The sequence below is a fragment of the Nicoletella semolina genome (assembly GCF_004345745.1).
Taxonomy (GTDB): Bacteria; Pseudomonadota; Gammaproteobacteria; order Enterobacterales; family Pasteurellaceae; genus Nicoletella; species Nicoletella semolina.
In genome coordinates this window covers 1-17,670 of sequence record NZ_SLXJ01000002.1, presented here as the reverse complement: position 1 = coordinate 17,670, position 17,670 = coordinate 1, and the positions used below count along the sequence as shown (strand labels likewise).

Sequence of the window (17,670 nt, the reverse complement as noted above, 5' to 3'; positions counted from 1 at the left end):
TAGCTTAGCCAAGCTATTACTCCGTCTCTTTTTTGCGTTTTGCTCTTGGGTGGGCGTTATCATAAATTTTGGCAAGATGCTGAAAATCCAAATGCGTATAAATTTGCGTAGTGGCAAGACTGCTGTGTCCTAACAACTCCTGCACAGCTCGGAGATCACTACTGCCCTCAAGCATATGGGTTGCAAAAGAGTGGCGTAATTTATGGGGGTAAAGGTGGCTATCCAACGCTTGCTTTTGTCCCCATTTTTTCATTATAAGTTGAATGCTGCGGTGCGAAATTCGTTTCCCTCGCTGGCTGATAAATAATGCACTATCTTGAGGTTGAAACATTAAGCGTTCCTTTAACCACGCTTGAACCGCCATAATTGCCTTTGATCCGACAGGTACAATACGCTCTTTATTCCCTTTGCCCAACACTCGCACTTCGCCTGAGGCAAAATCAATATCGCCTAAGTCTAGCTGCTGTAGTTCGGACAGGCGTAACCCAGAGCTATACATCAATTCCATCATTGCTTTATCTCGCACATCAAGCGGTTGGTTTGGATCAAAATTTAGCAATTGTGCAACTTGTTCAGCATCAACATTTTTAGGTAGGCGTTTACCCACTTTAGGTGATTTTATGCCAAGAGCGGGATTGACCGATAATGTCCCTCGCTCAACCAAAAAAGCCAAAAATTGACGAAGTGCTACAAGGCGTAGCCCAATACTTTTGGTACTTAAACCTTGTTTATGGCTTTGAGATAGCAGCCAACGAATAGCGTGCGTATCAACGTTTTCCCAATCACTGACCGAGACTTCATTCAATAACTGGCAGACTGCAAGCAATTGACGCTGATAACTGCTCAGCGTATGGGGGCTGAGTTGTTTTTCAATACGCAAAAAATCCCAGTAGGGAGCAGTTTGGGCGTAAAGTTCGCTCATTAAGCCAGCCCTAATTTACCAATTTTGACGCCGATATTGCCTAATGCAACAGGTCCAAGATATTCAGCAAGAAACTTAAACAGCTCATCAATCTCACTAAATACACAATGCGTTTGTACTTTTTTCTCAACAGTTCGAGTAAATTCATACTTTGTACCATTATCATCAATATGGGCATCTAAGGTTAGAGAGACCGTTTCAAAATAGTGGCTGATAGCTCCCTCTAAGCCAGGATCGCTTACACGCACGTCCCATTGATTGCTGAATAAATGTTCGATTTTGGTTGTCATCGTTATTCCTTGTGTTTGCAAATTTCTGATAAAAATTGACCGCTCGTAGTAAGCGGTCAGTTTAAGAAAAATTATTGTAAAACGGAAATATCCGCCACTTGTAAGAATAAGTTACGCAGATTATTCAAAATTGCCTGACGGTTACGGCGAAGGCTTTCATCTTCTGCATTGACCATCACTTTTTCGAAGAAATTATCCACTGTTTCACGCAAGCTCGCTAAGCGGTCTAATGCGACTTGGTATTCCCCACTGGCAAAGACTGGAGCAAGTTCGGCTTGCAGTGCAAGTACTTGTTCTGCAAGGGCTTTTTCTTCCACCTCGACTAACAGCGAATAGTGAATTTCTGATGAAATTTCGCCTTCTACTTTCGCTAAGATGTTGCTTACACGTTTATTCGCTGCCGCTAACGCTTGGGCTGAATCTAAGGTACGGAAATGCGACACTGCACGCACACGAGCATCAAAATCTGCTGGTTTGGTTGGGCGGCGAGCTAATACCGCTTGGATTACGTCCACCGCAATGCCTTCATCTTGATACCACGCACGGAAACGACCAAGCATAAAGTCCACCACGTCCGCAACCACATTCGCATTGGTTAATTTATCGCTAAATAATGCTGCCGATTTGCGAACAAGGTTTTCAATATCAAGTGGTAAATTTTTCTCAACGATAATACGAAGTGAGCCTAATGCCGCACGACGTAGAGCAAATGGGTCGGCACTGCCTTTCGGTGCTTGACCGATACCGAAAATCCCCGTGAGCGTGTCGAATTTATCCGCCAACGCCACCGAGCAAGCCACCAACGATTTCGGCAATTCATCGCCTGCAAAACGTGGCATATATTGTTCGTTCAACGCCACTGCCACCTCTTCATCTTCACCATCGTGGCGAGCGTAGTGCATACCCATTACGCCTTGCGTGTCGGTAAACTCGAATACCATATTGGTCATTAAATCACATTTAGAAAGCAAGCCTGCACGCTCCGCTTTGGTTCTGTCTGCGCCAATTTGGGTGGCAATTTCGCCTGCAAGGGATTGAATACGTTTGGTTTTATCCAATAATGTACCTAATTGTTGTTGGAATAAAACTGTTTCAAGACGTGGTAATAAGTCTTCTAAACGCTGTTTTTTATCAGTATTGAAGAAAAATTCCGCATCACTCAAACGTGGGCGTACCACTTTTTCGTTACCTGCGATGATCGCTGTTGGATCATCTGGGTTGATATTCGAAACAAAGATAAAGTGCGGTAATAATTTGCCGTCTTTATCACCTTCTCCTTTTGCATAGATTGGGAAGTATTTTTGGTCGCCTTTCATGGTGTAAACTAAGGCTTCTGCAGGCACTGCTAAGAAACGTTCTTCAAATTTTGCGGTGAGAACGTTTGGAAATTCCACCAGCGAGGTTACTTCTTCGAGTAAGTCTTCTTCAATGTCCGCCACACCACCGAGAGCGGTCGCTTTTTCTTGCGATTTTGCAAGAATCAACGCTTTACGCTCGTTGAAATCGGCAATGACCATACCTTTTTCTTTCAGCAATGCTGGGTATTGGTCTGCGTGTGAAATTTGGAACTCACGTTCGCCAAGGAAACGGTGACCACGAATAGTCGTGCCACTCGCTACGCCAAGGATTTCGCCTGCGATCAATTCATCGCCAAGCAACATCGTTACCGTATGCACAGGACGGATAAACTGCACGGTTTTGTCGCCCCAACGCATTGGTTTTGGAATCGGCAAGCCCGCCAACGCACGGCTGATGATGTCTGCCAATAAGTTTTTAGTCGGCTGACCTTCAATCACTGCACGATGAACTAACCATTCGCCTTTCTCGGTGGCGATACGCTCTGCCTGATCCACGGTAATGCCACAGCCTCTCGCCCAGCCTTCTGCCGCTTTAGTTGGCTTGCCGTCTGCGTCAAACGCCGCCGACACCGCAGGACCACGTTTTTCAATTTCTTTGCTTGGTTGAGCCGTCGCCAAACCCAACACCTTTACCGCCAAACGACGTGGTGCAGCAAACCATTCCACTTTCTCGAATGATAAACCTGCTTGGTTTAATTCGTTTTCTACATTTTGTGCAAATGCGGTCGCTAATTTTTTGAGTGCCTTCGGTGGCAACTCTTCAGTGCCGATCTCGGCGAGGAAGTTTTGTGTTGTCATTGTTTATCTCTTTTTAAATTGTCTTGTAAATATGCTATATCACACTTCATTTTTCATTTCTGCTAAATCCCCCCTAGCCCCTCTTTGCTAAAGAGGGGGACTGGGTTTGTGCAGAAATTCAGTTTTGTGGACTAATCCGCATTTTAAAATTTCTATTGTTGATGAAGAACACAAATCTCAACATTTTGGAGATCCGATCCCCCTCTTTAGTAAAGAGGGGTTAGGGGGGATTTAACCTTACTTACACCCTGGAAAACCCAATGACTCACGGCTCGCATAATAGGCTTCTGCTACGCCTTTGGTTAAGGTGCGGATTCGTAAAATGTAACGTTGGCGTTCGGTTACTGAAATCGCTTTGCGTGCATCTAGCATATTGAAGCTGTGTGCCGCTTTTAAAATGCGTTCGTAGGCTGGTAACGGTAGCGGTTTTTCTAACGCTAATAACTCGGTTGCTTCTTTTTCGTATTGTTCGAACGCTTCGAATAAGAAATCTACGTCTGCGTATTCGAAGTTGTAGGTTGATTGTTCGACTTCGTTTTGGTGAAACACATCGCCATAGGTGGTTTTGCCAAGCGGACCATCTGCCCAAACTAAATCGTACACGCTGTCCACGCCTTGAATGTACATTGCCAAACGCTCTAAGCCGTAGGTTACTTCGCCTGTAACAGGTTTACATTCTAAACCGCCTACTTGTTGGAAGTAGGTGAATTGGGTAACTTCCATACCGTTGAGCCATACTTCCCAGCCTAGACCCCACGCACCAAGTGTTGGGTTTTCCCAGTTATCTTCTACAAAGCGGATATCGTGCTGCGTTGGATCGAAACCAAGCATTTTAAGCGAGCCTAAGTAGAGTTCTTGAATGTTATCTGGCGATGGTTTAATCACCACTTGGAATTGGTAATAATGTTGCAAGCGGTTAGGATTTTCACCATAGCGACCGTCTGTTGGGCGGCGTGATGGCTGAACATAAGCAAATGCCATTGGTTCAGGACCTAAGGCACGAAGTGCGGTCATAGGGTGACTTGTTCCTGCACCGACTTCCATATCAAAAGGTTGCACAATTGCACAGCCCACATTTGCCCAATAGTCTTGTAAGGCTAAAATCATACCTTGGAAAGTTTTTACGTTAAATGTTGTACTCATTTTTTGTTCCCAGAGAATACTTTGTAAAATTTGCTCATTATAGCTTGTAAGCGGTCAATGACGGTAAATTTTTTGCAAAATAGCGGAATAAATCAATAAGATAAATGACGATTTATTCCCTTAGAATGTGGAAATCCGTTAGAATAATGCCAAACTCACCATTTCCAGTGCAAGGAGCTTGCTATGAATATCCCATTTTGTCTCCCAGAAAATATTACGCCTGAAGATTTTTTGCAAAATTATTGGCAAAAACGACCGCTATTAATTCGTAATGGCTTGCCTCAAATTATTGGACTATTCGAGCCTGAAGATATTATTGAGCTGGCACAGCAAGATGAAGTAACGGCTCGCTTAATTACTACTCACTCACAACCAGAGGGTGAGAAATGGTCGCTAAAACGTAGCCCACTTTCTTGTGAAGATTTTAATGACTTACCTGAGCAATGGTCGGTGTTGGTACAAAACTTAGAACAGTGGTCGCCTGAATTGGGAGCGTTATGGCAAGCGTTTGGCTATATTCCGCAATGGCAACGTGATGATATTATGATCTCTTATGCCCCTGCTGGTGGCTCTGTCGGTCGTCATTATGATGAATATGATGTGTTCCTTGTACAAGGCTATGGTCATCGCCGTTGGCAGCTTGGGAAATGGTGCGATTCAAGTACAGAATTTAAAGCCAATCAACCAATTCGTATTTTTGATGATATGGGCGAGTTAATTTTTGATGAAATATTAGCCCCTGGTGATGTATTGTATGTGCCATCTCGCTTGTCCCACTACGGTGTAGCACAAGATGATTGTTTAACTTTTTCATTTGGCTTGCGTTTCCCTAATGCGGCGGATTTACTCGAAAACTTATGTAAAACCCTTGAACATCAAAGCGAAACACTGCCAAATTCACAGTTTGCCTTGCCGTTTCGGCTATCGCCTAAAATGCAACCGAACGCCCTGCTTGATCCGCAAATGGTTAAACAATTGAAGGTGCAACTGATTGATTTACTGCAACATTCTGAGCAATTTGATGCACTTTTTACTCATAGTGTTGCAACGGCAGTGAGTACGAGACGTTATGTGCAATTGCTTGAAGAGGGGGAATTTTACCCTGATGAAGTACAACAAGTGCTTGAATCAGGTGGCTGGATTCAGCAAGATGCCAATGTCAAAATGCTTTATACCGAGCAGCCACAGCAGGTTTATGTCAATGGTGAATGGATTGATGAATTAACCGAGCCTGAAGCCAATCTACTCATTCGTATTGCCAATGGCGATGCTATCTCGTGGAATAAGTTGGCTTCGAAAGCAAAAAATCAAGATACGCTGGAACTATTGCTAGATAGTCTGTGCGATTGGCTTGACAGTGGCTGGGTTACTTTAGAAGAAGGCGAATAAATCTCACGTCCAACCAAAAGGGAAAGTTACCAATAAGGATTACCACAAAACTGTGTTAATTTGATAGTCCTTTTGCAAGCGGTCAAGAAGTGAAAAAATTTTACAAATGATAACGTTTTTAACCGATTGATTTTGTGTTTTCATTTCATCTTTCTTCTTAACGTGTTAGATTACACGCCCTTTTAGAACACATTTTTGAAGAGATATGGAAAAGCGTGTACCGATTTATCAAAATTCTCATTCATTACCTTCACATAATTCATACGATATAGCTGATTTAAGCCATTCTATTGAGATTGCAAAAGGGCGAATTACGAAAATTGAGCAAGCTCGTATCTATCAAGCGTTAAGCCATTGTTCGGAGTCATTTAAAACGGTCTTTTCTCTCTTGCCTATATTGTTGCACTACAATCACCCAGCATTAGTCGCTTATACACCAAATGCTCCCCACGGCATTGCGCATTTTTTACCTAATGCAGATCAATCAAGTTACCTCGCTACGTTATTTGATGAACCACATTACTATTATTCAACTGCCTTTGATGGATTATATGCAATGGGGAGCTTTGGCTCAATTACACAGACTTCACTTTCAGATCTTGATATATGGTTGTGCTACTCTCGTCCGTTTTCAGATGCTCAACTGACCGCTTTAAAAGAAAAAATCGTAAAAATTCAGCAGTGGGGGCAATCTCTTAGGGTGGAAATCAACCTTTATTTAATGAACCCTAGTGAGTTTAAAACCCACCGATATACGAGTGAATTAAATGAGGAACACAGCGGTTCAGCACAGCACTACTTCTTGCTTGATGAGTTCTATCGTTCCGCCGTACGTCTTGCGGGTAAGCCTATTTTATGGCTGCATTTGCCTGAAACCTCTCTCCCCTACCAAGTTTTAGTTGATCAAGCCGTTGCTGCACATATTATTCGCTTAGAGGAATGGGTTGATTTTGGAGATCTTAATAACTTATCTGCTGGAGAATATTTTGGTGCAACGCTATGGCAGCTTTATAAAGGCATAGAAAATCCGTATAAATCTGCTATCAAAATTTTGCTACTAGAAAGCTATGCAGAGGTCTACCCAAATACAACCTTAATCTCACGCCAATTAAAAAAACAACTCTTTTCTGAGGATCAAGCGTGCAATTTCGATCCCAACCTCTTCGATCCTTATTTAGCAATGTTAGAGCAAGCTACTCATTACCTAGAAAATTGCAAAGAATTCGCTCGATTAGACTGCTTGCGTCAATGTTTTTACATCAAAGCAATTGAACAACAGACCGATCCCCGCAAACGACAAAAATTGCGTGCATTAGCCTACACTTGGCACTGGCAAGAAAACGATATTCAGCTACTGGAAATGCGTAGCCAGTGGAAAATTAAACAAGCAATGCGACATCAAAAAATGTTAATTGAGCAATTATTACAAAGTTACCGAAACCTCATTCGTTTTGCTCGTAAATACCAAATTGATCCCAGCATTATGCCACAAGATACAGATATTCTAGCTCGTAAACTCTATTCCGTTTTTGAGGTGCTACCAGGGAAAATTACCTTAATTAACGATAAAATAGGTCAAAACCTCGCAGAAGATGAGGTTACTTTTATTGAGGTTATTGATACTGGTTCCGCTAAGGCTGGTTGGTATTTAGTCAATAATGCTCCATCAATGCCTTATGATCCGGCTAAACGCTATGTACAGCATCAAAAAAGCTTAAATAAACTCGTTGCTTGGGCGTATTTCAATGGTCTCATCACTGCTGAAACCCAATTACATATTGTAAGTCAATGTGTAAACTTAAGTAAACTTCGTCAATTTATTACCGATTTACGCAACTCGTTTCCGATTAAAGCTCCAACAATGGACTATATGGATTTTTATCACCCAAACGAGATCCGCAATCTCATTCTTGCGGTTAATTTAACCTGCGATCCTACAATTGAAATCCCAGCTCGTACCGAATTTTCAGCAATCAATTTACTCAATCTAAGTACATCAGACTATCCAATCATCGGCAGCATCAGTCTAATTTACCGCAATATGTGGAACGAAGTCATTACCCAACATCTTGAGGGCAATGATGCATTATTAAAAATGCTAAAATTTATCTCAAACAAAATTTATCGCAACTCCGCCCCCCCTCAATCAGTTAATGTATTCTGCTACAGCCGTCAATTTAGCAAAACGATCAAAAAATCTGTGGAAGAGCTAGTAAATCGCTGCATTTCGGTTCAACTCGGCACGCTATATGAAAAACAGCCTTACCTCATTCGCCTTGAGGGAAATTCGTGGCAAATGCTATTTAATCCATCATCTTGTTCAATGACCCTTCCCCCAAATATGACAACAGCTACAGCACTGAAGCCGCCAAAAGAAATTTACAATTTCGCTAGTGAAGGCTTTCTACAATTTTTCTTTGAAGACAACGCTGATAAGAGCTTTAATGTCTATATTCTTGATAAAAAAAACCAACTGGAAAGCTACTTTAACTGTGCTGGACAAAAAGTTGAAAGAATCAAACAAATCACTCTTGCCTACGCTGATAGCATTAACCTAGAGCAAAGTGACTATTCAGATAATTTCAATTTTCCACAGTTTTATCAGTTACTTAATCAAAAAAATGAGATCCTCATTGTACCTTTTCAGAGTAGACAACACCGAGAGTACCTCACTCAGTTATAAATACTCACATTAATTATGAACAATTCCACGAAAGTTTGTGATTTATCTTGATCTTTGATCACTTTACCAGTAGAATTTCGGCTCTGTTTTTCATATTTTTATTTGGTCTTTGCCAACATTATTTTTTAGGTAGATAACAATGAAACGTACATTTCAACCATCAGTATTAAAACGTGCTCGTACACACGGCTTCCGTGCTCGTATGGCAACTAAGAACGGTCGTCAAGTTTTGGCACGTCGCCGTGCTAAAGGACGCAAAAGCTTATCTGCATAAGCATAGATGAACTAGCCTTAGTCTAATACTTTAACTACGTAAAATGAGCTAAGGATATAGTCATTCCATCTAAGAAAATAGTGTGAATAAGCTAACTTTTCCTAGGGAGCTACGTTTGTTAGCTCCTACTCAATTTAAGGCTGTTTTTGCACAACCTGATCGTGCAAGTACCCCTCAACTAACCCTCTTATCAATCCCAACTTCCCTTGAGAATCCCCGCTTAGGTTTAACTGTAGCGAAGAAACATCTAAAACGAGCTCACGACCGTAATCGCATTAAACGCATTGTGCGAGAAAGTTTTCGCTTAAAGCAACATCAATTACCTCACCACGATTTTGTTTTTGTTGCCAAAGGAGGAATCGGAAAACTCACTAACCAAGAACTGTTTGAAACTTTGGAGAAATTATGGCAACGCCACATTCGTCTCGCCAAACAAAAAAACACACAAACCACATAACATCAGCTCGCCAGCCTCAAACTACGGTTTCCCTGCTAGGTTATCTCTTCCTTGCTCTCATTCATTTTTACCGCTATTGTATCAGCCCATTTCTAGCACCTCGTTGCCGTTTTTATCCGACCTGCTCTCAATATGGATTAGAAGCTATCAGATTGCACGGTGCATTTAAAGGAAGCTGGCTGACACTCAAACGGATTTTACGCTGCCACCCTCTTAGCCAAGGTGGAGATGACCCTGTTCCGCCCAAATGTGATCATCAGGATCATTCTCAATAAAAATACCTGTAAAAATCCATCTTTATACTCCTCCCAATAAGGCGAATGCAATTCGCTCCTACAATACTGAAGCCTGCTTTACAAATCCCCCACAAAACCAACAGTAGGGACGCCACGCTTGGAGTCCGTTTTTAATTTGCAAAAATTTGTTGAAATTTAACCGCTTGTGGGTGCCATATTACGGAAACGAAGCATCGTGTCCCTACGATCGCAATAAATAAATCTGAATCAACTATTTAGCCATTGCATATAAGCCTGTGTGCCTTCTGCTACCGTTTTAAATTCGCTCTGATAACCTGCTGCTCTTAAGTTTGTTAAATCAGCTTGAGTAAATGTCTGATAGCGAGATTTGAGGTGTGGCGGAAATGGAATGAGTTCAATCTCGCCTTTGCCATAAAAATCAATCACCGCTTGTGCAACAGCTTGAAAGGATTCTGCTCTGCCTGTCCCTAAATTAAAAATCCCTGACACGCTATTTTGCCACGCCCAAATATTGACTTTGGCCACATCTTCCACATAGATAAAATCACGCAAAAACGATTCTGATCCTTCAAATAATTTTGGATTTTCGCCATTTTTCATTTGAGTATTGAGGTGGAAAGCAACACTTGCCATTGAGCCTTTGTGCTGCTCTCTTGGTCCATAAACATTAAAATATTTAAAACCACAAACAGACGAGTTTGCCTCTGGCAATATTTGACGGACATATTCATCAAACAAAAATTTTGAATAGCCATACACATTAAGCGGTTTTTCAAATTCACGTTTCTCAATAAAATTCTCCGTCCGTCCACCATAGGTTGCTGCCGAAGAGGCATAAAAGAAAGGAATTTGATGATCTAAACAGAAATGCAACAACTCTTTGGAATATTCATAGTTATTTTGCATTAAATATTTACCGTCCCATTCTGTCGTTGCAGAGCAAGCCCCTTGATGAAAAACTGCATCAATCGCTCCAAAGTCATCTCCAGCAATAATTGATGCAATAAAATCTTCTTTATCGCAGTAATCTGCAATATCAAGCTCAACCAAATTAATGAATTTTTCACCATTTTTGAGGTTATCAACCACTAAAATATCTCGTCTGCCTACACCGTTGAGTGCTTTCACAATGTTGCTACCAATAAAACCTGCACCACCTGTTACAATAATCATAATCTATCCTCAATTGCAAAAACGCTCAAATTACACCGCTTACACGTTTCTTTTCCCACCCCTGCTATTCCCTAACTTATTTATCTTTTTTTAGTTGTTTTTTCAGTTTCACCATTTTATCTCGAAAACGCTGACGCTTAAGGGCAGAAATATGATCAACAAACAGGATACCATTAATATGATCAATTTCATGCTGAATACAGATAGCTAATAAGCCATCAGCCTCTAACTCAAAAGGCTTTCCATATCGGTCTAATGCAACCACTTTGACTTTTTCCTTGCGGGGCACTAATGCACGACAACCAGGGATAGATAAACAACCTTCCTCAATGCCAGTTTCTCCCGAACTTTCTATTATTTCAGGATTAATTAACACGATTTGGTTTGTTTTATCGCCTTCAATATCAATTACAATAACTCGCTTTAATACTGCCACTTGAGGGGCGGCTAACCCAATTCCCTCGTGGTGGTACATTGTGTCAAACATATCATCAATAAATTTTGCTAATTGCTCATCTACCACTGCCACAGGCTCACATACTGTCGCAAGGGTTTCATCTGGATAAATAACAACCTCTAAAACTGCCATTTTTGTGATCTCGATCGAAAAATTACAAAGAAAGGGTTGGTTATTCTATACGTTTTATTACGATTAGTGAAATTAAAATTTAGCCAGAAAGTCGATGAATTATTCAGTTGAATTACTCAAATTAATGCAAATCCCACAATTAGGTCCTCAACGAATAGGACGATTGCTGGCTGAAGTTGATTTTGCAACATTCTGTCATTATGACAAAACACAACTACGCCAAATAGGTTGGAATGAGAAACAAATTCAACATTGGTTTCAGCCTGAAATGCGTTGGATTGAACCTGCACTCAATTGGGCTGAACAAAAAGGTAATCAATTGATTAGCTTATTTGATCCAAACTATCCCTTTTTGCTTCAACAAATTAGTACCGCTCCGCCAATTTTATTTGTAAAAGGCGAGGTAAACGCTCTGTCAAAACCGCAAATTGCGATCATTGGCAGCAGAGAATACTCCCATTATGGCGAATATTGGGCAAAATTTTTTGCCACAGAACTTGTCAAAAGCCAATTTGCAGTAACGAGTGGCTTAGCAATAGGCATTGATGGATTCTGTCATCAGAGGGTCGTAGAAGAAAATGGCATCACTGTTGCTGTGCTGGGTTGTGGCTTAAACCAAATCTACCCCGCTCGACATACCAAGCTAGCAAACCAGATCCTTGAAACAGGCGGTGCGATTGTGTCCGAGTTTTTACCTAACACACCACCAATGGCAGAAAATTTCCCTCGCCGTAATCGCATTATTAGCGGGCTTTCTCTCGGCACACTGGTCATTGAAGCTACTATCAATAGCGGCTCACTGATTACCGCTCGCTATGCTCTTGAGCAAGGGCGTGAAGTATTTGCACTGCCTAATGCCGTTCAGAATCCCTATAGCCAAGGCTGCCATAAACTGATCAAAGAAGGAGCTGTATTAGTTGAATCTATTGACGATATCCTCAATGCAATCGCTTTCCAACAACAGCCAACTCATCAAGCCTCTTTTTTTGACCAAACGCCATTCCCCAACACTCCACAAGCGGTCAAATCCTCACCAAAATTTGCAAAAATGCAACTAGAACTCACCGCTTGTCAGCAAGCGTTATACAATCAAATCACTGTTGACCCCATCGCCATTGATGATCTTGCTAAAATCTGCCAACTTGAAATTGATAATGTGCTGATTGAACTGCTTAATTTAGAATTAATGGGTATCATAAAACAAGTGAGCGGGGGCTATGTAAGAGAGGCTTAATGTGAAGGTATTCATTATGGGCAGCACATATGTGCAAAATTTCATCACCTTGATAAAAAAGCACACCTAACAGCGTGCTTAATAAGACTAAAAAAATATAGATAAATGAAAGAATATAAATAATGTACAGAGACTAAAGAATAAACCGACTTAAATCTTCATTTTCCACTACATCATTTAAAGCTTCAGCAACATATTTTTCATCAATCACAATTTTCTCGCCTGCACGCTCGTTTGCATCAAAAGAAATACCGTCCATTAAACGTTCTAGTACAGTATGCAAACGTCTTGCACCAATGTTCTCCGTTTTCTCATTAACACGGAAGGCGGATTCCGCAATTTTGCTGATCCCATTTGGCGTAAACTCAATTTCCACCCCTTCAGTTTTCATTAATTCACGGTATTGTAATGTCAAAGAAGCATTTGGTTCGGTTAGAATACGCTCAAAATCTGCTTTTGTAAGCGACTTCAACTCCACACGAATTGGCAAACGACCTTGTAATTCAGGTAATAAATCCGATGGACGAGCTACTTGAAATGCTCCAGAACAAATAAACAAAATATGGTCGGTTTTCACCATTCCGTGCTTCGTATTCACTGTTGCCCCCTCAATAATCGGTAATAAATCACGCTGTACCCCTTCACGAGAAACATCACCACCAGAATGTTCACTTTTCTTACAAATTTTGTCAATTTCATCAACAAATACAATGCCGTGCTGCTCGACAGCTTCTATAGCTTGCTGTTTCAATTCTTCTGGATTGACTAATTTTGCCGCTTCTTCATCTAACATCACCTTTAACGCATCTTTAATTTTCATTTTGCGTTTTTTCGTTTTATTTGGCGACATACCCTCAAACAACGACTGTAGCTGTGAGGTCATCTCCTCCATACCTGGTGGAGCCATAATTTCAACACTCACCTGTGCTTCTACATCAATCTCAATTTCTTTATCATCAAGCTGCCCCTCTCTCAATTTCTTACGGAAAGTTTGACGAGTGGTAGAACTTTCATTCTCTTGTACATTACCCCATTGATCTTTAGCAGGCGGTAACAACACATCTAAAATACGATCTTCTGCCGCATCTTGTGCTTTCATTCGGTTTTTTTCAACTGCTTCAGATTTTACAAGTTTCACCGCCACATCAGTCAAATCCTTAATGATCGAATCCACCTCTTTACCCACATAACCCACTTCAGTGAATTTCGTGGCTTCAACTTTAATAAAAGGGGCATTAGCTAATTTAGCTAAACGGCGAGCAATCTCCGTTTTTCCTACCCCAGTCGGTCCAATCATTAGAATATTTTTAGGGGTAACCTCCTGACGAAGAGATTCAGGCAGTTGCATTCTCCGCCAGCGATTACGCAGGGCAATCGCCACAGCACGTTTGGCTTCATTTTGTCCGATAATATGTGCATCTAATTCCGATACAATTTCACGAGGGGTCATTGACATATTTTTTATTCCTTAATGATAAATCACGACATTCGTAGGAACACACTGCGTGTCCACGAACTCAGGCACTGCGTCCCTACCATTTTATTGTCGTGATACAATTATACTTCTTCGATAACGTGATTATGATTAGTGTAAATATCAATATCACCTGCAATTTTCAACGCTTCCGAGACAATTTCTTTTGCAGACAAATCATTCTCCGTGCGAAGTAAAGCTAATGCCGCTGATTTTGCATAATTCCCACCAGAACCAATCGCTAATACATCAAATTCAGGCTCAATCACATCGCCAGAACCTGAGACGAGTAAAAACTCACTTTCATTCGCCACGATCATCATTGCTTCTAAACGGCGAAGCGAACGCTCTGTCCGCCACTCTTTCGCTAATTCCACAGCAGCTCTCACTAAATGCCCTTGATGCAGTTCAAGTTTTTTCTCAAACAGATCACGCAAAATAAACGCATCGGCAGTCGAGCCTGCGAAACCTGTAACTACTTTATCTTGATACAAACGGCGAACTTTACGCACTGTACCTTTTTCAACACACGAACCCAATGTCGCTTGCCCATCACCGCCTATCGCCACTTTGCCATTTTTACGAACACATACAATCGTTGTCATTTTTCATTCCTAGTTAAAAAAACAAGGGGTATTTGGGGGAAGAAATACATTTTTTCAAGTACAAGCGACAAAAAATTCCCCTCTTTTTCAAAGAGGGGCTAGGGGTGGGTACAACCTGATATCACATTTTCCTATTTACCCTTTAACACTACCGCCAATAGCGTAATGGGGTGAAAACAAGTGAGACGGATGGACATATCAATCTGCCATTTACAGGTTTCACATTCTGAAGCCACATAATCAAATCCCCCCTCATTGATATAGGTGAACAAATTTTTACCAATCGTTTGAGAAGTCTGGTAATTTTCGGCTTTAAAACCATATGTGTCCGCAATCCCACAGCATTGGCTTGGCAACATCACAATCTCTAGATCAGGAATTTGTTTTAACACCTCCAACGTATAAGGAGCCCAACCTGCTTTATCAACGTGACAAGCGGTATGATAAGCCACTTTCAGAGGCATTGATTTAAGCGGTAATTTTTGTCCATTTTTTTGCAATTGATAGAGATAACGAGTAACGATATTAATGTGTGGACGAACTTTTGCGTTATCCATACCCAAAACGTGATGGTATTCATCACGCAAGTTCATCGTACAACTTGAAGAAGTCCCTACCACGTCCAGTTTTTGCTCAATAGTCTTATCCAGTTGCTGCAAATTAAATGCCGCTAACGCTTTAGCTCGCTTTGGAAAACCATTAACCGCCAACGGCAGTCCACAGCATTTCTCTTTTTCAAGCAATACCACACCAATATCAAGAGCGTTAAACACATCAATCAACTCTTTGCCGAGTTGTGGATTGTTATAATTGACATAACAGCCGTGATAGTAAGCGACTTTTTTCGTAAAAACTGATTGCCGTTGTGCCTCTTTTTTGAGATACCAACTGCGAAATGATCCAAATGAATATTTGGGCAACGAACGATGTTGGCTCACATTGAGCGTTTTTTCTAATAGAAAACGAGTAGTTTTTAGGCTTGTGATCTGATTAACAATTGGGGCGAATGGCGTGTTCAGTTTTCCCATAAAATCCGTATTGCTTAAAATCGCATCACGCAACTTGTGTGTCAGTGGTTTATTCTGTTGAGCTAAATGCGAATTTCTCGCTCGCACGATAATATCGCCAATTTTCACATTTGATGGGCAAGCAATCTCACAGCGTTTACAGTTTGTACAATATTTTAAAGTCTCATCATAAAATTCCGCACTTTTTAAACGTAAACGCTCACCGTCAGGTCCTGCTTGTTTTGGGTCGAGCGTACCGCTTTTTTTCGTACTTGACAATACTCGTTAATTGCACCCCCTACGGATTGATATGGTTGAGGCTGAGAAAAACGTACAGTTGTTCAACAAACGAGTGGCTCGTAAACCTTACCGATAGACGACTGAACGACGAATTGTATTTAGCAACGAAATTATTTTTTGGCATCTCTTCTACGCCTTCTGATATCCCTAGTAATGGGCATTCTGCAATAGTACAGTGATCTGTTTTGTGTAATTTTTTGCAACCCAAATCCGTCACATCCCGCATATTTGCAGCCGTTCAGCAAGAGCATGTTCTATTACTACTGCCTCTATACCTGCCTGAATACGGGCTTGATTAATAAGCAAGATCGTTTTCGCGCAGCGTAATAAACAACTTCTTAGTATCTTCAATGCAATGACGAGCAATATTTTTTAAAATCGCATTTTCCTCAATACACTCTCAAGCGGATTATGCATCATTCACTGCATAACCACACCACTGTGCAACAAACCGTGATTTCTCCCTGTATTCCTGTCGCAATATCTCGCCATTTAAGTAACACGTAAAAAAGTCTACGCAACTCACAATCTCTGGTAATTCCCGCTCCCATCTCACCACCCATAATTAATTACATCGCTGGCGATTGGGGAACTCTCTGCGACATTTTTGTACAACCTTATTCGACTTGCCATCTCCCCCCTCCAGTCATATTAGCCCCCTCTATCTATGCCACCTAATTCTTTCAGCCCCAAATTATCAATCTACTCCGTTATTTCCCCATTCCATAAAATTGTGTGTTTTCAATCAAAAACCATAAAAAACTTTACATTGAATAAACATGGAGTATAGAAAAGGGTAAAAGAGAAAATAAACATCACTAAAAGAGGGTTTATTATGAAAACAGAACAGGTCATAACCTTGATGAGAAAGAGATTACCAACAAAAAGATATAGCTAGGAGGTTGCTATTACAGGCAAGAAAATAGGGATCTACCCCAAAAAGTACATTGGCTATACTATAAAGAAGGCAAAGATATTGCTTTAGAAACATTAAAGTCGTTGAAAAAATATGGTTATGATGAAAAATCCGATTCTGTTTATTTGCAAACCTTTAATTTTAAAGAACTAAAAAGAATCAAAACTGAATTATTACCGAAGCTCAAAATGGACTTAAAATTAGTTCAACTCATCTCATCGTATACACCGATTGGCACAAAACAGAAGAAAAAGATACACAAGGAAACAGGGTCAATTACAACTATGACTGGCTATTTAAAGACGGTGCAATGACAGAAGTAGTAAAATACGCCTTAGTCATTCCCCCATACACGGTTCGCCAAGATGCTCTACCTACATTTTTTAGTGAGGTTAATCAAATGTATGAAGCATTATTCAACGCTGTAACAACTGGTGTTTTTACTGATTTTCCCGATACTGGAGTAACATATCTAGGTAAATAGGAAAGTAGCGGTTCATACTGCAAAAAAACTTGCAAAACTGACCAGCTTTATTTCCTCAAAACGAATTTCATTTAAATTGTATGAGATTGAAATAAAAGAATGATGTAATAAATGAGAGAGGCTAAGAAAGGTAATAGAGTATAAAAAAACCCCCGAGATTCCTCTCAGGGGTTTAGTTGCTTTAGTTTACTTGAATTAGTTTATTTGAATTCAGTTTATTTAAATAAAGCTCTGGCGATGACCTACTCTCACATGGGGAGCCCCCACACTACCATCGGCGTTACTGCGTTTTACTTCTGAGTTCGGAATGGATTCAG

General features: G+C 40.8%; 14 protein-coding genes, 1 rRNA gene and 3 pseudogenes. 7 read left to right on the top strand and 11 right to left on the bottom strand.

Going from position 1 to position 17,670, the window contains the following annotated elements:
* Positions 1–16: 16 nt before the first annotated feature.
* The 4 genes from xerC to glyQ form a co-directional block, all read right to left on the bottom strand.
* Entirely contained in the window at positions 17–922 is a 906-nt protein-coding gene (gene xerC / locus EV693_RS01375; protein WP_132500618.1) for a tyrosine recombinase XerC, read from the bottom strand.
* Complete coding sequence (locus EV693_RS01370; RefSeq protein WP_132500617.1) at positions 922–1,212, bottom strand: DUF5377 family protein; 291 nt, start codon at positions 1,210–1,212, stop codon at positions 922–924. The genes xerC and EV693_RS01370 overlap by 1 nt, the downstream gene beginning before the upstream one ends.
* Positions 1,213–1,283: 71 nt before the next feature.
* Complete coding sequence (gene glyS / locus EV693_RS01365) at positions 1,284–3,368, bottom strand: glycine--tRNA ligase subunit beta (RefSeq protein WP_132500616.1); 2,085 nt, start codon at positions 3,366–3,368, stop codon at positions 1,284–1,286.
* 237 nt (positions 3,369–3,605) lie between these two features.
* Positions 3,606–4,511 (bottom strand): glycine--tRNA ligase subunit alpha, encoded by a 906-nt coding sequence (gene glyQ, locus EV693_RS01360; RefSeq protein WP_132500615.1) that lies wholly within the window; start codon positions 4,509–4,511, stop codon positions 3,606–3,608.
* 183 nt (positions 4,512–4,694) lie between these two features.
* Between glyQ and EV693_RS01355 the strand changes: the two genes are divergently transcribed.
* The 5 genes from EV693_RS01355 (at position 4,695) to yidD (ending at position 9,589) form a co-directional block, all read left to right on the top strand.
* Entirely contained in the window at positions 4,695–5,900 is a 1,206-nt protein-coding gene (locus EV693_RS01355; protein ID WP_132500614.1) for a ribosomal protein uL16 3-hydroxylase, read from the top strand.
* Positions 5,901–6,105: 205 nt separating this feature from the next.
* Complete coding sequence (locus EV693_RS01350) at positions 6,106–8,583, top strand: class I adenylate cyclase (protein WP_132500613.1); 2,478 nt, start codon at positions 6,106–6,108, stop codon at positions 8,581–8,583.
* A 139-nt stretch (positions 8,584–8,722) separates the two neighbouring features.
* Positions 8,723–8,857 (top strand): 50S ribosomal protein L34, encoded by a 135-nt coding sequence (rpmH, locus tag EV693_RS01345; RefSeq protein ID WP_005599701.1) that lies wholly within the window; start codon positions 8,723–8,725, stop codon positions 8,855–8,857.
* A gap of 82 nt (positions 8,858–8,939) precedes the next feature.
* A complete protein-coding gene (rnpA, locus tag EV693_RS01340; RefSeq protein ID WP_132500612.1) occupies positions 8,940–9,314 on the top strand; it encodes a ribonuclease P protein component in 375 nt (124 codons plus the stop codon).
* Positions 9,263–9,589, top strand: coding sequence for a membrane protein insertion efficiency factor YidD (yidD, locus tag EV693_RS01335; protein WP_132500611.1), 327 nt, complete (start codon positions 9,263–9,265; stop codon positions 9,587–9,589). Before rnpA ends, yidD begins: the two co-directional genes overlap by 52 nt.
* A 228-nt stretch (positions 9,590–9,817) precedes the next feature.
* On the opposite strand, the gene rfaD is transcribed toward yidD, so the two are convergent.
* Positions 9,818–10,744 (bottom strand): ADP-glyceromanno-heptose 6-epimerase, encoded by a 927-nt coding sequence (gene rfaD / locus EV693_RS01330; RefSeq protein WP_132500610.1) that lies wholly within the window; start codon positions 10,742–10,744, stop codon positions 9,818–9,820.
* 76 nt (positions 10,745–10,820) lie between these two features.
* Positions 10,821–11,333, bottom strand: a complete 513-nt coding sequence (gene def / locus EV693_RS01325; protein WP_132500609.1) for a peptide deformylase — start codon at positions 11,331–11,333, stop codon at positions 10,821–10,823.
* A 94-nt stretch (positions 11,334–11,427) separates the two neighbouring features.
* On the opposite strand from def, the gene dprA reads away from it, so the two are divergent.
* Positions 11,428–12,567: a DNA-processing protein DprA gene (gene dprA, locus EV693_RS01320; RefSeq protein ID WP_132500608.1), complete on the top strand. Its 1,140-nt coding sequence runs from the start codon at positions 11,428–11,430 to the stop codon at positions 12,565–12,567.
* Positions 12,568–12,700: 133 nt separating this feature from the next.
* Here dprA and hslU read toward each other — a convergent pair whose 3' ends face one another.
* The 4 genes and pseudogenes from hslU to EV693_RS09580 form a co-directional block, all read right to left on the bottom strand.
* Positions 12,701–14,023 carry an HslU--HslV peptidase ATPase subunit gene (gene hslU / locus EV693_RS01315; protein ID WP_132500607.1) on the bottom strand — a complete coding sequence of 441 codons (1,323 nt, stop codon included), beginning with the start codon at positions 14,021–14,023 and terminating at the stop codon, positions 12,701–12,703.
* 101 nt (positions 14,024–14,124) lie between these two features.
* A complete protein-coding gene (gene hslV, locus EV693_RS01310) occupies positions 14,125–14,646 on the bottom strand; it encodes an ATP-dependent protease subunit HslV (RefSeq protein WP_132500606.1) in 522 nt (173 codons plus the stop codon).
* Positions 14,647–14,777: 131 nt separating this feature from the next.
* Positions 14,778–15,899, bottom strand: a pseudogene (gene glpC / locus EV693_RS01305) (anaerobic glycerol-3-phosphate dehydrogenase subunit GlpC); the annotation flags it as partial.
* A gap of 282 nt (positions 15,900–16,181) precedes the next feature.
* Positions 16,182–16,586: pseudogene (locus tag EV693_RS09580) on the bottom strand (anaerobic glycerol-3-phosphate dehydrogenase subunit A); the annotation flags it as partial.
* Between the two features lie 277 nt (positions 16,587–16,863).
* Between EV693_RS09580 and EV693_RS01300 the strand changes: the two are divergent.
* A pseudogene (locus EV693_RS01300) lies at positions 16,864–17,353 on the top strand (glycerophosphodiester phosphodiesterase family protein); the annotation flags it as partial.
* A 229-nt stretch (positions 17,354–17,582) separates the two neighbouring features.
* On the opposite strand, the gene rrf reads toward EV693_RS01300, so the two are convergent.
* Positions 17,583–17,670 (bottom strand): 5S ribosomal RNA (gene rrf, locus EV693_RS01295); the annotation flags it as partial.

Excerpts from the sequence above, each read along its gene's own strand:
- xerC (WP_132500618.1), bottom strand. The coding sequence starts at position 922 with ATGAGCGAACTTTACGCCCAAACTGCTCCCTACTGGGATTTTTTGCGT.
- EV693_RS01370 (WP_132500617.1), bottom strand. The coding sequence starts at position 1,212 with ATGACAACCAAAATCGAACATTTATTCAGCAATCAATGGGACGTGCGT.
- glyS (WP_132500616.1), bottom strand. The coding sequence starts at position 3,368 with ATGACAACACAAAACTTCCTCGCCGAGATCGGCACTGAAGAGTTGCCA.
- glyQ (WP_132500615.1), bottom strand. The coding sequence starts at position 4,511 with ATGAGTACAACATTTAACGTAAAAACTTTCCAAGGTATGATTTTAGCC.
- EV693_RS01355 (WP_132500614.1), top strand. The coding sequence starts at position 4,695 with ATGAATATCCCATTTTGTCTCCCAGAAAATATTACGCCTGAAGATTTT.
- EV693_RS01350 (WP_132500613.1), top strand. The coding sequence starts at position 6,106 with ATGGAAAAGCGTGTACCGATTTATCAAAATTCTCATTCATTACCTTCA.
- rpmH (WP_005599701.1), top strand. The coding sequence starts at position 8,723 with ATGAAACGTACATTTCAACCATCAGTATTAAAACGTGCTCGTACACAC.
- yidD (WP_132500611.1), top strand. The coding sequence starts at position 9,263 with ATGGCAACGCCACATTCGTCTCGCCAAACAAAAAAACACACAAACCAC.
- rfaD (WP_132500610.1), bottom strand. The coding sequence starts at position 10,744 with ATGATTATTGTAACAGGTGGTGCAGGTTTTATTGGTAGCAACATTGTG.
- def (WP_132500609.1), bottom strand. The coding sequence starts at position 11,333 with ATGGCAGTTTTAGAGGTTGTTATTTATCCAGATGAAACCCTTGCGACA.
- dprA (WP_132500608.1), top strand. The coding sequence starts at position 11,428 with ATGAATTATTCAGTTGAATTACTCAAATTAATGCAAATCCCACAATTA.
- hslU (WP_132500607.1), bottom strand. The coding sequence starts at position 14,023 with ATGTCAATGACCCCTCGTGAAATTGTATCGGAATTAGATGCACATATT.
- hslV (WP_132500606.1), bottom strand. The coding sequence starts at position 14,646 with ATGACAACGATTGTATGTGTTCGTAAAAATGGCAAAGTGGCGATAGGC.